The organism is Pantoea sp. XY16, from assembly GCF_025153065.1.
Classification (GTDB): domain Bacteria; phylum Pseudomonadota; class Gammaproteobacteria; order Enterobacterales; family Enterobacteriaceae; genus Pantoea; species Pantoea alfalfae.
Genome location: NZ_JANZNP010000001.1, coordinates 304,187 through 317,455, shown reverse-complemented (window position 1 = coordinate 317,455; position 13,269 = coordinate 304,187). Strand labels below are relative to the sequence as shown.

The window sequence follows — 13,269 nt, the reverse complement described above, 5'->3', positions numbered from 1 at the left end:
GGGTCGTGCAGGATTCGAACCTGCGACCAATTGATTAAAAGTCAACTGCTCTACCAACTGAGCTAACGACCCATCTTAGGTTGTGAAGCAATGCTGAAGTGTTCTTCTTAAAACAGCGCGGTAAAAGCGCGTCTGAAGGAGATGGTGGGTCGTGCAGGATTCGAACCTGCGACCAATTGATTAAAAGTCAACTGCTCTACCAACTGAGCTAACGACCCATCTTCAGGCTGACCAGACACTTTTCAATGTGTCCCGGCAACGGCGGCATATATTACTGATTTAGCGGGGTAGCGCAACTCTTATTTCTGCTAAATGCTTCAGTTGCTTACCTTTCATACGGCAAGACCAGAAATCACACGATATCTGGTCTGAACCGGACAAATTACAGGCCTGCCAGACGTTTCTGCGCCTGTTTAGCAGATTCGGTGTCTGGATAAAGTTTGATCACCTGCTGGAAGACCGCTTTGGCTTTCGCCGTATCTTTCTTCTCCTGCATGATGACACCCACTTTCAACAACGCTTCTGCAGCTTTCGGCGACTTCGGATAATTCTTCACCACCGTGGCGTAATAATAAGCCGCGTCGTCCTTTTTGCCTTTGTTGTAGTTCAGCTGACCCAGCCAGTAATTCGCATTCGGCTGATAGGTCGAATCAGGGTAACGTTTTACCCACGCCTGAAGCGCGCTGATCGCCTGGTCATACTGTTTCTTCTCCAGAATCAGCGCCACAGCCGCATTGTAATCGCTGTTGGCATCGCCGGTCTGCGCGGGTGCGCTCCCCGTGGATGCTGCCGCGCCTGCGGTTGCTGCTGCGTCTGTATCCGCTGCGGCGTCGCTGCCGGCAGCCTGCTGCCCGCCGCTGCTGCTGGCGCTGCTTAGCGTGTCAATCTGCTGGTAGAGCTGCTTCTGCCGCTCAACAACCTGATTCAACTGATACGTGTTTTGCTGGATTTGCCCACGCAGCGCATCAATATCACGCTGGTTATCACTCATCTGCTGCTGCAGTTGCTGCATCAGCTGTGCCTGGGCATTAGAGATTCGTTCAAGAGTGGTGACACGGTCTTCGACCGAGCCGGAGCCAACGTTACTGATTGACGCTTGGGCATTAGCGGCCCAGGGGGCCGCTACGCCAATCAGTAACGACAGACTCAACAGATGACGTCTGAAGTTACTAACCATGTGATTCTCTTAGTAGACCAGTACGGCACGACGGTTTTTAGAATACGCTGCTTCGTCATGACCCAGAACGGCTGGCTTCTCTTTACCGTAAGAAACGATAGACATCTGATCAGCCGACACGCCTTTACCCTGCAGGTACATTTTAACGGCGTTAGCACGACGTTCGCCCAGGGCGATGTTGTATTCCGGCGTACCGCGCTCATCCGCGTGACCTTCAATGGTCACTTTGTATGATGGGTTGCTGCGCAGGAAGGTCGCGTGCTGATCCAGCATCTGTGCGTAATCAGACTGAACGTCATACTTGTCCAGGCCGAAGTACACGATGTTGTTCTGCTGCAGCTGCTGCATCTGCAGACGAGCCTGCTCGTCAGAAGACATGTTGCCGCCGTTACCGTTCATGCCAGAGTTTGCACCGTAAGCGCCATCAGCGCCCATGCCAGTCTGGTCATTGTTGTTGTTTTTGTGTGAGCTACAAGCCGCTACTGCCAGAACCGGCAGAGCCAGCATCAAACCCTTCAGCACTTTGTTCAGTTGCATTTCAAAAATCCCATTATTGTTTATTGTTTGCGATGTCTGAACTGTCAGACATTACAGATACGGCGACCAGGCAGGAAATTTGACCTGTCCATCAGTTGCCGGAAGACGCGCTTTGAAACGACCGTCGGTTGAAACCAACTGCAGTACGGAACCCATCCCCTGAGTAGAGCTATAGATTACCATTGTGCCGTTTGGTGCCAGGCTCGGCGTTTCATCCAGGAACGTGTCCGTTAACGTTTGAACGGCTCCCGTTTCCAGATCCTGTTTGGCGACGTGTTGAGCACCACCGCTGGTGCTAATCATCACCATAGATTTACCATCTGTTGCGACATCCGCATCCTGGTTCTGACCACCTTCCCAGGTAATACGCTGTGGCGTGCCGCCGTTAAGGCCGACTTTATAGATCTGAGGCGCACCCGCCTGATCCGAGGTATAAGCCAGCGTCTGGCTGTCCGGGAACCAGGTTGGTTCAGTGCTGTTATAGCGGCCATCTGTCACCTGACGCGTCTGACCTGACGCCAGATCCATCACATAGAGGTTCAGACTGCCGGTTTTAGAGAGCGCGAAAGCGAGCTTAGAGCCATCTGGCGAAAACGCCGGTGCACCGTTATGACGTGGATAAGAGGCGACCTGACGGATAGCACCGTTAGACAGCGTCTGAACCACCAGCGCAGATTTGCCGCTTTCAAAGGTCACGTAGGCAACTTTGCTGCCATCCGGAGACCAGGCTGGCGACATCAGTGGCTGTGGTGAACGATGTACCACAAACTGATTGTAACCATCGTAGTCAGCGACGCGCAGCTCATACGGGAACTGACCGCCGTTGGTCTGCACGACATAGGCGATACGGGTACGGAAAGCACCTTTAATGCCGGTCAGCTTCTGGAACGTCTCATCGCTGGCCGTGTGGGCAGCATAACGCAGCCACTGTTTAGTCACTTTATACGAGTTCTGTGCCAGTACGGTACCTGGCGCACCGCCGGTATCAACCAGCTGGTAAGAAACCTGATAGCTGCCATCCGGGTTAGAAGCAACCTGACCGACGACAACGGCATCAATGCCGAGCGCGCTCCAGGCGGCAGGCTGAACTTCCTGCGCGCTGGCAGGCTGCTGTGGCAGACGCGAGCGATCCAGTGGATTAAATTTGCCACTGTTGCGCAGGTCAGCCGCCACGATACCGCCGACATCTTCTGGCGCGGCACCCGCACCCGCCCATTTAAACGGCACCACACCAATCGGGCGCGCGGTGTTAACACCCTGGGTGATCTCAATTCGAACTTCTGCATGCAGCATGGCTGCCCACAGCAGGATAAAAAAGCCTAACGTAACGCGAAGAGCTTGCTTCATTTTATCTCCCTTATCTGAACCTCAGTCCACGATAATTGGCACTGTTCCTGGAAACCACGAGTACAACTTAAGTACGGCAAGCTAAACATAGATCAACTTGCCGACCGTGACTGCATTATTGCGGTTTAAAACGCATCGGGGCGTTTTTAAACACTTCGTAGACCGCCTGCGAAGGCGGCTTCGGAATACGTGCCTGTTTGGCGGCAGCAATCGCGGCCTGACAGAGCGCGGGATCGCCCCCCTCTGACTTAACATCAATCAACAAGCCGTCAGGCGCAAGTTTAATCCGCAAATCACAGGTTTTTCCGCGATACAGATCGGCATCGTAGAATCGGCTCTGAATCGCGCTCACAACCTGACCCATGTAGGAGTTGATCTCCGCGCCTGATGCGCCCGCTTTCTTCTGGTTGCCCTGCCCTGCTGCGCCACCTGAGGTGCCGCTTTTCGGTGCATTTTTGCCGGAAGCGAGTCCACCCAGTAAATCATCGACATCGCTGTCGTTAGCCGCATCAGCGGCCGCTTTCGCTTTGGCATCTGCTTTGGCTTTAGCAGCGGCATCCGCTTTTGCTTTGGCTGCCGCATCGGCTTTGGCTTTTGCCGCGGCATCGGCTTTCGCCTTGGCAGCCGCTTCTGCCTTCTCTTTTGCGGCTTCTTTGGCCGCCTCAGCTTTCTCTTTCGCGGCTTCAGCGGCCTTCTCTTTCGCCGCCTCTGCGGCTTTTTCTTTGGCTTCTGCAGCTTTCTCTTTCGCTTCTTCGGCCGCTTTGGCTTTGGCATCCGCCGCCGCTTTGGCATCCGCTTCAGACTTTGCTTTGGCTTCCGCAACGGCTTTCTCTTTTGCCGCGGCCGCCGCCGCGGCTTTCGCCTGCTGATCAGCCTGCTTCTTTGCGTCGGCAGCGGCCTGCTTCGCCTGCTCGGCGGCGGCTTTTGCCTGTGCATCCGCCTGGGCTTTCGCATCCGCTTTAGCTTTGGCTGCCGCTGCTTCAGCGGTTTTCTGCTGTTCCTGAGCCTGCTTAGCGGCCTCTTCAGCTGCTTTCTGTTGCTCAGCCTGCTGTTTAGCCTCTTCTTTCGCCGTTTCCTGCGCGGCCAGACGCTCTTTTTCCAGCGCTTTCAGACGCTGCTGTTCAGCGGCCTGTTTCTGTTGCAGCTCTTCAGCCTGCTGCTGCGCCTGCTTTTTACGCTGCTGCTCAGCCCGCTGGCTGTCACTCTGCTGGTTCTGCTGACGATTGTATTGACTTACGACGGCACCAGGATCGACCATCACTGCATCAATATCACTGCCACCACCACCCGCACTGCTGGGGTCAACATGCTCATTAAACGAGCTCCAAATCAGCAGCGCGATCAGCACGATGTGCAGAATCACCGAAATGATTATCGCGCGCTTTAACTTCTCGTTTTGCTCGGTTGCCTTCGACACACTCGGTTCCCAAAAAACGGTTCGATTTTAAATCGGCTGCGTCATCAAACCGACAGATTTAACACCCGCCTGATGCAGCAGGTTGAGCGCTTTAATAATTTCATCGTAAGGCACCTCTTTCGCGCCTCCGATCAAAAAGACCGTCTTAGGATTCGCTTCCAGTCGACGCTGCGCTTCGCTGATGACCTGCTCAGGGGGGAGTTGGTCCATACGATCGTGATCCACGACCAGGCTGTACTGCCCCACGCCCGCTACTTCGACAATTACCGGCGGATTATCGTCGCTGGAAACCGTTTTAGAATCGGTCGCATCCGGCAGATCCACTTCCACGCTCTGGGTAATAATGGGTGCCGTCGCCATGAAGATCAGCAACAGCACCAGCAGGACGTCCAGTAGCGGAACGATGTTGATTTCCGACTTCAGGTCGCGGCTTTTGCGACCACGTACTCTGGCCATCATTAACCTCTATTTACTTAGCGCTATCGCTGGAGAAAGCCTGGCGATGCAGGATGGCAGTGAACTCTTCCATAAAATTGTCGTAGCCCTGCTCCAGTTTGTTTACGCGCTGGTTCAGACGGTTATACGCCATGACCGCCGGAATCGCGGCAAACAGGCCGATTGCGGTCGCAATCAGTGCTTCAGCAATACCCGGTGCCACCATCTGCAGCGTCGCCTGCTTCACCGCGCCCAGCGCGATAAAGGCGTGCATAATTCCCCAGACGGTACCGAACAGCCCGATGTAAGGACTGATAGAGCCGACCGTTCCCAGGAACGGAATGTGGTTTTCCAGCGCTTCCAGCTCGCGGTTCATTGAGATGCGCATAGCACGACTCGCCCCGTCAATGACCGCTTCCGGCGCATGATTATTGGCGCGATGCAGGCGGGCAAACTCTTTGAAGCCGGAATAGAAAATCTGCTCCGAGCCACCCAGTTCTTCCCGGCGCTCCTGGCTCTCCTGATACAGGCGCGAGAGTTCGATGCCGGACCAGAATTTGTCTTCAAACGCCTCCGCTTCTCTTCCCGCCGCATTCAGAATACGTGTGCGCTGAATAATGATGGCCCAGGAGGCAATAGAAAAGCCGATCAAAATCAACATGATAAGTTTGACCAGAAGGCTCGCCTTCAGGAACAAATCAAGAATGTTCATGTCAGTCACTGCTTGAACTCCGCGACAATAGACTTGGGAAGCGCAATCGGCTTCATCAGGTGTGGATTAATGCAGGCAATCAGGACTTCTGCCTCATTGAGCACTTTGCCTTCAGTATTCACGATACGCTGCGTGAACGTCATGGTAGCCCGTGTCATTGATGTGACCTCACTCTGGATCTCCAGAAGGTCATCAAGACGCGCCGCCGCCAGATAGTCCACCGATATGCGCCGTACCACAAAAGCGATCTGCTGTTCTAACAGCGTCTGCTGATTGAAATGGTGCTGTCGCAACATTTCGGTACGTGCTCGTTCATAAAAAGCGATATAGCTGGCGTGATAAACCACACCACCGGCATCAGTATCTTCGTAGTAGACCCGAACCGGCCAGCGAAACAGCGTTGTACTCACTCTACATCCCGGCCTCGTTTTAAACGTTGCTACTATACGCAAGAGAATTGGGGTTGGGAATGGGTCGCCAGAGCCAGGCGAAAATAATTATCGCTCCGTAACAAACGGAACGATTTCAGAGAGATTTATTGACCCGGCGCTGACAAATATTCACTGACAGCGCGGGTGAGGCGGGGATTAAAGGTAAAAACGGTAAAGCGCAATCAATAACACCAGCAGAGCCGGTAACGGCGTAAACAGCGCCTGCCATCGGGTTTTCCGTGGCCGGAAACCCACACCGTGAATTACGCCGCAGCAGACCGCCCAGATCAGCACCAGCCCCTGCAGAGCAGGAAGCTGGCCCGCCTGATTAGCAAAACGGGTCGGATCCCACATCACGCCGCCCGCCGTCAGCAGCGCCAGCAGCAGTGAAAGGGCCCGTAACGGGCCCTTATCCATCAGATCATAGAGCATCCGAATTGGCGTGCGCATCAGTGAGTCTCATCCTGCGCTTCAACGTGTTCAATCGCCAGAGCGGTCACGATACCAAAGGCACAGGCCAGCAACGTGCCGAGAATCCAGGCAAAATACCACATGCGACATCTCCTTTATTAATAGAGTGAGTGACTGTTGCTTTCAATCTGCTCTTTGGTAATACGGCCAAACATCTTCCAGTAGCACCAGGTGGTGTAAATCAGAATGATTGGGACAAAGATAGCGGCGGCCACGGTCATGGTTTGCAGCGTCAGCAGACTGGACGTTGCGTCCCACATTGTCAGGCTGGTCCCCGGCACGGTGCTGGATGGCATAATGAACGGAAACATCGCAATGCCGGCGGTCATGATGACGCAGGCCAGGGTCAGTGAGGAGAACAGGAACGCCCAGGCGCCCTTCTCAACCCGCGAGCAGAGTACGGTAAGCAGCGGCAGCACTGAACCGAGCAGCGGGAACAGCCACAGTACAGGATGGTTCTGGAAGTTGACCATCCAGGCACCCGCTTCGCGTACGACAGTTTTTCCCAGTGGATTCGAGGCGGCGAAGTGATCCACTGTGCTGGTCACCACATAACCATCGATACCGTATTTCACCCAGACACCCGCCAGGATGAAGCAGACCATCATCACCAGCGCGGCAAGTTGTGCAGCGGTACGCGAACGCAGATGCAGTTCGCCAGTAGTGCGCATCTGCAGGTAGGTTGCGCCCTGCGCCAGAATCATCGCCACACTGACCACACCCGCCAGCAGGCCAAACGGATTCAGCAGCTGGAAGAAGTTGCCGGTATAGAACAGGCGCAGATACGCATCGGCATGGAATGGCACGCCCTGTAACAGGTTGCCAAAGGCCACGCCAATCACCAGCGGCGGCACGAAGCTGCCAATAAAAATGCCCCAGTCCCAGGCACCGCGCCAGCGGTTATCTTCAATCTTCGAGCGGTAATCGAAACCGACCGGACGGAAGAACAGCGACGCGAGCACCAGAATCATCGCCACATAGAAGCCGGAGAAGGCTGCCGCGTAAACCATCGGCCAGGCAGCAAATAGCGCGCCACCCGCGGTGATCAGCCAGACCTGGTTACCGTCCCAGTGCGGAGCGATACTGTTAATCATGATGCGACGTTCAGTATCAGTGCGGCCCAGCATGCGCGTCAGCATCCCGACGCCCATATCAAAACCATCTGCGACAGCAAAGCCAATCAGCAGCACGCCGATCAGCAGCCACCAGACAAAGCGCAGAACTTCATAATCAAACATGGTCGCTCTCCTTATCCCTGAACCGGCTGAGTGGTTGCCGTGATCTGCTCATGATGATAACGCCCGGTTTTCAGGCTACTCGGTCCAAGGCGGGCGAATTTGAACATCAGGTACATCTCTGCCACCAGGAACAGCGTGTAGAGTCCGCAGATCAGGATCATCGAGAACAGCAGATCGCCAACAGTCAGCGAGGAGTTGGCCACTGCTGTCGGCAGGATTTCACCGATAGCCCAGGGCTGACGACCATACTCCGCCACGAACCAGCCTGATTCGACAGCAATCCAGGGTAAGGGAATACCAAACAGCGCCGCTTTCAGTAACCAGCGGTTTTTGCCGACGCGATTGCGTATTACGCTCCAGAAGGAGAGCGCGATGATACCCAGCAGCAGTACGCCACACAGCACCATGATGCGGAAGGCGAAGTAGAGCGGCGCCACACGTGGGATAGAGTCCTGCGTGGCCTGTTTGATCTGTGCTTCGGTCGCATCCGCTACGTTGTCGGTATAGCGCTTCAGCAGCAGACCATAACCGAGATCCTGCTTGTGGCTGTTGAACGCGTCACGTACTGCGGGATCCTGACTGCCGCTGCGCAGTTCATTCAGCAGGGTGTAGGCTTTCATGCCATTACGGATACGCACTTCATGCTGAGCCATCAGATCTTTCAGACCGGTGACCGGCTTATCGATGGACCGGGTCGCGATAAGGCCCAGCAGCCACGGGATCTGCACGGCATACCGGTTCTCCTGCGTTGCCTGATCGGGCAGGCCAAACAGCGTAAATGACGCCGGGGCTGGCTGGGTTTCCCACTCCGCTTCGATAGCGGCCAGCTTGGTTTTCTGCACGTCGCCCATTTCGTAGCCTGACTCATCGCCCAGCAGAATCACGGAGAGCACCGCCGCCATACCAAAGCTGGCCGCGATAGCGAACGAGCGTTTAGCAAAAGCAATGTCACGCCCTTTCAGCATGTACCACGCGCTGATACCCAGAATGAACATCGCGCCGGTGGTGTAACCGGCCGCAACGGTGTGAACAAATTTAACCTGCGCCACCGGGTTCAGTACCAGTTCAGAGAAGCTGACCATTTCCATGCGCATGGTTTCGAAGTTGAATTCCGAGGCGATGGGATTCTGCATCCAGCCGTTGGCAACCAGAATCCACAGCGCAGACATATTCGAGCCCAGCGCCACCAGCCAGGTCACCGCCATGTGCTGCACTTTACCCAGCCGATCCCAGCCAAAAAAGAACAGGCCGACAAAGGTCGATTCCAGGAAGAACGCCATCAGACCTTCAATGGCGAGCGGCGCACCGAAGATATCGCCGACGTAGTGAGAGTAATATGACCAGTTTGTCCCGAACTGAAATTCCATGGTCAGGCCTGTGGCGACACCCAGCGCAAAGTTAATACCAAATAACTTGCCCCAGAACTTCGTCATATCTTTATAAATTTGTTTGCCGCTCAGGACATAAACCGTCTCCATGATCGCCAGCAAAAACGCCATACCCAGCGTTAAAGGGACGAACAGAAAATGGTACATCGCTGTTAAGGCAAACTGTAACCGCGACAGTTCGACGATATCTAACATAAGGACTCCTTGCTCCTCGCTTTGTCTCTGTCACGCGCGCGATCAGAACGAACGTAATCAGAGTCAGGAACGGCTGTTTATTGATTCCAGTTTTTTTATTACCAGCAGAACAGATCTGTGAGCTGCCCGAACAGGCGAGTAGCGAATGAAGCAGCTCTGAAAATTGTCAATCCGCGCTTTCATTAACGCGTGCTTTAACAGGAGGAAAGCGGGTGTCATCCCGGGTTGAGCAGACGTTTGAAAATTTGTGTAAAAGGCTGGATTGATGCAGCGCAATTTACGCTCTTAGCGTTGCGCTTTGCCAGCGATATAGTTGGATTTAAATCGTGATTAATTGATCTGGATTAACGCAATAAGTTTCCAGATAAAGTCAGGTGGGTTTCTTGTTAATGAGATGTCATTAATGAAATAAGGCGGGGAAAAAATAGTTTACCTTTGATACTTTTTTTTAACGCAACCAATACCTGAATGGTTATCTGACTCTGCCCTCTTCTTTTTAATTGTCTGCGTTAAGACTGTGCGTTACCGGCATAAAAAAAGCCACCCGGAGGTGGCTTAGTCTCAGATGACGCCGACTTAATTTGCCGGTAATACGGCTTTAACCGCGTCACCGATGTCAGCCAGGCTGCGAACGGTCTTCACACCTGCGGCTTCCAGCGCAGCAAATTTCTCATCTGCTGTACCTTTACCACCGGCAATGATGGCGCCAGCATGGCCCATGCGCTTGCCTTTCGGCGCGGTTACGCCAGCAATGTAGCCCACAACCGGTTTGGTCACGTGCTCTTTGATGAAGGCGGCGGCTTCTTCTTCTGCGCTACCACCGATTTCACCGATCATCACGATCGCTTCAGTCTGTGGATCGTCCTGGAACATTTTCAGGATGTCGATGAAGTTAGAGCCAGGGATCGGGTCACCACCGATGCCGACGCAGGTTGACTGCCCGTAGCCGATGTCAGTGGTCTGCTTAACCGCTTCATAGGTCAGGGTGCCTGAACGGGAAACGATACCGACGCGGCCCGGCTGATGAATGTGGCCCGGCATGATGCCGATCTTACATTCGCCTGGGGTGATCACGCCCGGGCAGTTTGGACCGATCATCCGCACACCCGCTTCATCCAGCTTCACTTTCACAGTCAGCATATCCAGGGTCGGGATACCTTCGGTGATGGTGATGATCAGTTTGATACCTGCTTCAATCGCTTCCAGGATGCCATCTTTACAGAAAGGCGCCGGAACGTAGATCACGGTGGCGGTTGCGCCGGTCGCTTCTACCGCTTCGCGTACGGTGTTGAACACCGGCAGGCCAAGGTGAGTCGTGCCGCCTTTGCCTGGCGTTACGCCGCCAACCAGCTGGGTGCCGTATGCCAGCGCCTGCTCAGAATGGAAAGTCCCCTGGCCACCGGTGAAACCCTGGCAAATGACTTTGGTGTTTTTGTCGATCAGAATGGACATTATTTACCCTCCGCGGCAGCAACAACACGCTGTGCGGCGTCTGTCAGGCTGGTTGCTGCAATGATATTCAGACCGCTGTCCGCCAGTTTCTGTGCGCCCAGCTCGGCGTTGTTACCTTCCAGACGTACCACCACTGGCACGTTCACACCCACTTCAGCGACTGCGCCGATGATGCCATCGGCAATCAGATCACAGCGTACGATACCGCCGAAGATGTTAACGAAGACGGCTTTAACCGCATCGTCAGACAGGATGATTTTGAAGGCTTCGGTCACGCGCTCTTTCGTTGCGCCACCGCCGACATCAAGGAAGTTGGCTGGCTGACCGCCATGGTGCTTAACGATGTCCATGGTGCCCATCGCCAGACCTGCGCCGTTAACCATACAACCGATGTTGCCTTCCAGCGCAACATAGTTCAGTTCCCACTGTGTCGCATGCGCTTCACGTGGATCTTCCTGGCTTGGATCGCGCATTTCGCGCAGCTCTGGCTGACGGAACAGGGCATTGCCATCGGCACCCAGTTTGCCATCCAGGCAGATCAGATCGCCCTGTTTAGTGATGACCAGCGGGTTGATCTCAACCATCGCCAGATCGCGCTCCAGGAACAGGGTCGCCAGACCCATGAAGATCTTGGTGAACTGTCCTACCAGCTTGCCGGTCAGGCCAAGTTTGAACGCCAGCTCACGGCCCTGATAAGGCTGCGGGCCGGTCAGGGGATCCAGCGCCATTTTGTGGATCAGGTGCGGGGTCTCTTCCGCCACTTTTTCGATTTCCACGCCGCCTTCGGTAGAGGCCATGAAAATCACGCGACGCGTTGCGCGATCGACCACCGCGCCCAGGTAGAGCTCCTGATCGATGTCGGTTGCCGCTTCAACCAGAATCTGGTTTACCGGCTGGCCGTTTGCGTCTGTCTGATAGGTCACCAGACGTTTGCCCAGCCAGTTTTCAGCAAATGCGCGAATCTCTTCTTTGCTGTTAACCACTTTCACACCGCCCGCTTTACCGCGGCCACCGGCATAAACCTGACATTTAACTACCCACGGGCCTGCGCCAATTTTAGAGGCTGCTTCTTCCGCTTCACGTGGTGTAGTACAGGCGTAACCCGTTGGTGCCGGCATGCCATACCGTGCAAACAGTTGTTTCGCCTGGTATTCGTGTAAGTTCATGATGTTCTATCCATTCAGGTCTGAAAAGAGTATTGAGGTTGGGCGCGCGAGGCGCGCCCGGTGAAAATCAGACATCCAGCAGCAGACGCGCCGGATCTTCCAGCATCTCTTTCACTGCAACCAGATAACCCACTGATTCACGGCCATCGATCAGACGGTGGTCATAAGAGAGCGCCAGGTACATCATTGGCAGCACCACGACCTGACCATTGACCGCCATAGGGCGATCTTTGATAGCGTGCATGCCCAGGATGGCGCTCTGCGGTGGGTTGATGATTGGGGTGGACATCAGGGAACCAAAGACGCCGCCGTTGGTAATGGTGAAGTTACCGCCGGTCAGATCGTCAACTGTCAGCTTGCCGTCACGGCCTTTCACTGCCAGCTCTTTGATTTTCTTCTCAATGTCCGCCATGCTCAGCGCATCAACGTCACGCAGAACGGGGGTCACCAGACCGCGTGGCGTAGAGACCGCGATGCTGACGTCGAAGTAGTTGTGGTAAACCACATCTTCGCCATCGATGGACGCATTCACTTCCGGATAGCGTTTCAGTGCTTCAACAACCGCTTTGATGTAGAAGGACATAAAGCCCAGACGTACACCGTGACGCTTCTCGAAGGCCTCACCATACTGCTTACGCAGATCCATGATGGGCTTCATGTTAATTTCATTGAAGGTCGTCAGCATCGCCGTGCTGTTTTTCGCTTCCAGCAGACGCTCGGCAACGCGCTTACGCAGACGGGTCATCGGCACGCGTTTTTCGCTGCGATTCGCCACGGGTTGCTGCACGGCTGCAGTTTCTGCCGCTGGTGCGGCGGCTTTGGCAGCCTGCGGTTTGTTGGCAAGATGTTTTTCAACATCTTCACGGGTCAGACGACCACCCACACCGCTGCCTTTGATCTGTGAGGCATCAAGATTGTGCTCTGCAATCAGACGGCGGATAGCCGGGCTGAGCGCATCGTTGCTCTCTTCTTCCAGTGACGCAGTCTGACGCTGAGCCGGGGTAGACTCTTTGCTTTCAGACTTCGCGCTGCTCTCTTTACCGGCGCTGTTGCCCTCTTTCAGACGACCCAGGATCTGGCGGGAAGTGACGGTGGCGCCCTCTTCTTCCAGAACCGCTTCCAGGATACCGTCAGCAGAGGCTGGCACTTCCAGTACAACTTTGTCAGTTTCGATTTCGACCAGCACTTCATCGCGAGTGACTGCATCGCCTGGTTTTTTATGCCAGGTTGCCACAGAGGCATCTGCAACCGATTCAGGCAGGTCGGGAACGAGAATATCTACGCTACTCATTATCTTTCCTTT

At 54.6% G+C, this 13,269-nt stretch carries 14 protein-coding genes and 2 tRNA genes; all 16 read right to left on the bottom strand.

Annotated features, from left to right (window positions below; translation table 11 throughout):
* The 16 genes from N1689_RS01640 to odhB all read right to left on the bottom strand — a co-directional run bounded on the left by N1689_RS01640 (window position 1) and on the right by odhB (window position 13,257).
* Window positions 1-72: transfer RNA gene (locus tag N1689_RS01640), tRNA-Lys, on the bottom strand.
* Window positions 73-142: 70 nt separating this feature from the next.
* Window positions 143-218 (bottom strand) — tRNA-Lys (locus N1689_RS01635).
* Between the two features lie 164 nt (window positions 219-382).
* A complete protein-coding gene (gene cpoB, locus N1689_RS01630) occupies window positions 383-1,177 on the bottom strand; it encodes a cell division protein CpoB (protein ID WP_260057686.1) in 795 nt (264 codons plus the stop codon).
* Between the two features lie 9 nt (window positions 1,178-1,186).
* Window positions 1,187-1,714, bottom strand: a complete 528-nt coding sequence (gene pal, locus N1689_RS01625) for a peptidoglycan-associated lipoprotein Pal (RefSeq protein ID WP_003853135.1) — start codon at window positions 1,712-1,714, stop codon at window positions 1,187-1,189.
* Between the two features lie 51 nt (window positions 1,715-1,765).
* A complete protein-coding gene (gene tolB / locus N1689_RS01620) occupies window positions 1,766-3,061 on the bottom strand; it encodes a Tol-Pal system beta propeller repeat protein TolB (protein WP_013357155.1) in 1,296 nt (431 codons plus the stop codon).
* A 115-nt stretch (window positions 3,062-3,176) separates the two neighbouring features.
* Window positions 3,177-4,478: a cell envelope integrity protein TolA gene (gene tolA, locus N1689_RS01615; RefSeq protein ID WP_260057685.1), complete on the bottom strand. Its 1,302-nt coding sequence runs from the start codon at window positions 4,476-4,478 to the stop codon at window positions 3,177-3,179.
* A gap of 27 nt (window positions 4,479-4,505) precedes the next feature.
* Window positions 4,506-4,934 carry a colicin uptake protein TolR gene (gene tolR, locus N1689_RS01610; RefSeq protein ID WP_013357153.1) on the bottom strand — a complete coding sequence of 143 codons (429 nt, stop codon included), beginning with the start codon at window positions 4,932-4,934 and terminating at the stop codon, window positions 4,506-4,508.
* A 13-nt stretch (window positions 4,935-4,947) separates the two neighbouring features.
* Entirely contained in the window at window positions 4,948-5,634 is a 687-nt protein-coding gene (gene tolQ, locus N1689_RS01605; RefSeq protein WP_003853142.1) for a Tol-Pal system protein TolQ, read from the bottom strand.
* Window positions 5,631-6,035 carry a tol-pal system-associated acyl-CoA thioesterase gene (gene ybgC, locus N1689_RS01600; protein ID WP_010260759.1) on the bottom strand — a complete coding sequence of 135 codons (405 nt, stop codon included), beginning with the start codon at window positions 6,033-6,035 and terminating at the stop codon, window positions 5,631-5,633. The genes tolQ and ybgC overlap by 4 nt, the downstream gene beginning before the upstream one ends.
* 177 nt (window positions 6,036-6,212) lie before the next feature.
* Window positions 6,213-6,506 carry a cyd operon protein YbgE gene (gene ybgE / locus N1689_RS01595; RefSeq protein WP_161732151.1) on the bottom strand — a complete coding sequence of 98 codons (294 nt, stop codon included), beginning with the start codon at window positions 6,504-6,506 and terminating at the stop codon, window positions 6,213-6,215.
* Window positions 6,506-6,610 (bottom strand): cytochrome bd-I oxidase subunit CydX, encoded by a 105-nt coding sequence (cydX, locus tag N1689_RS01590; protein ID WP_013357150.1) that lies wholly within the window; start codon window positions 6,608-6,610, stop codon window positions 6,506-6,508. Before cydX ends, ybgE begins: the two co-directional genes overlap by 1 nt.
* Window positions 6,611-6,625: 15 nt before the next feature.
* Window positions 6,626-7,765, bottom strand: a complete 1,140-nt coding sequence (gene cydB / locus N1689_RS01585) for a cytochrome d ubiquinol oxidase subunit II (RefSeq protein ID WP_161732149.1) — start codon at window positions 7,763-7,765, stop codon at window positions 6,626-6,628.
* 11 nt (window positions 7,766-7,776) lie between these two features.
* Window positions 7,777-9,348, bottom strand: a complete 1,572-nt coding sequence (gene cydA / locus N1689_RS01580; RefSeq protein ID WP_161732147.1) for a cytochrome ubiquinol oxidase subunit I — start codon at window positions 9,346-9,348, stop codon at window positions 7,777-7,779.
* Window positions 9,349-9,924: 576 nt separating this feature from the next.
* The gene (gene sucD, locus N1689_RS01575; protein WP_161732145.1) at window positions 9,925-10,800 is read right to left on the bottom strand and encodes a succinate--CoA ligase subunit alpha; all 876 of its coding nucleotides are present in this window, start codon (window positions 10,798-10,800) and stop codon (window positions 9,925-9,927) included.
* Window positions 10,800-11,966 carry an ADP-forming succinate--CoA ligase subunit beta gene (sucC, locus tag N1689_RS01570; protein ID WP_260057684.1) on the bottom strand — a complete coding sequence of 389 codons (1,167 nt, stop codon included), beginning with the start codon at window positions 11,964-11,966 and terminating at the stop codon, window positions 10,800-10,802. Before sucC ends, sucD begins: the two co-directional genes overlap by 1 nt.
* Window positions 11,967-12,033: 67 nt before the next feature.
* Window positions 12,034-13,257 carry a 2-oxoglutarate dehydrogenase complex dihydrolipoyllysine-residue succinyltransferase gene (gene odhB / locus N1689_RS01565; RefSeq protein WP_222924352.1) on the bottom strand — a complete coding sequence of 408 codons (1,224 nt, stop codon included), beginning with the start codon at window positions 13,255-13,257 and terminating at the stop codon, window positions 12,034-12,036.
* Window positions 13,258-13,269: the final 12 nt, after the last annotated feature.

Coding starts and splice junctions, on each gene's coding strand:
- cydA (WP_161732147.1), bottom strand. CDS start 9,348: ATGTTAGATATCGTCGAACTGTCGCGGTTACAGTTTGCCTTAACAGCG.
- cydB (WP_161732149.1), bottom strand. CDS start 7,765: ATGTTTGATTATGAAGTTCTGCGCTTTGTCTGGTGGCTGCTGATCGGC.
- tolB (WP_013357155.1), bottom strand. CDS start 3,061: ATGAAGCAAGCTCTTCGCGTTACGTTAGGCTTTTTTATCCTGCTGTGG.
- cpoB (WP_260057686.1), bottom strand. CDS start 1,177: ATGGTTAGTAACTTCAGACGTCATCTGTTGAGTCTGTCGTTACTGATT.
- sucC (WP_260057684.1), bottom strand. CDS start 11,966: ATGAACTTACACGAATACCAGGCGAAACAACTGTTTGCACGGTATGGC.
- pal (WP_003853135.1), bottom strand. CDS start 1,714: ATGCAACTGAACAAAGTGCTGAAGGGTTTGATGCTGGCTCTGCCGGTT.
- sucD (WP_161732145.1), bottom strand. CDS start 10,800: ATGTCCATTCTGATCGACAAAAACACCAAAGTCATTTGCCAGGGTTTC.
- odhB (WP_222924352.1), bottom strand. CDS start 13,257: ATGAGTAGCGTAGATATTCTCGTTCCCGACCTGCCTGAATCGGTTGCA.
- ybgE (WP_161732151.1), bottom strand. CDS start 6,506: ATGCGCACGCCAATTCGGATGCTCTATGATCTGATGGATAAGGGCCCG.
- tolR (WP_013357153.1), bottom strand. CDS start 4,934: ATGGCCAGAGTACGTGGTCGCAAAAGCCGCGACCTGAAGTCGGAAATC.
- cydX (WP_013357150.1), bottom strand. CDS start 6,610: ATGTGGTATTTTGCCTGGATTCTCGGCACGTTGCTGGCCTGTGCCTTT.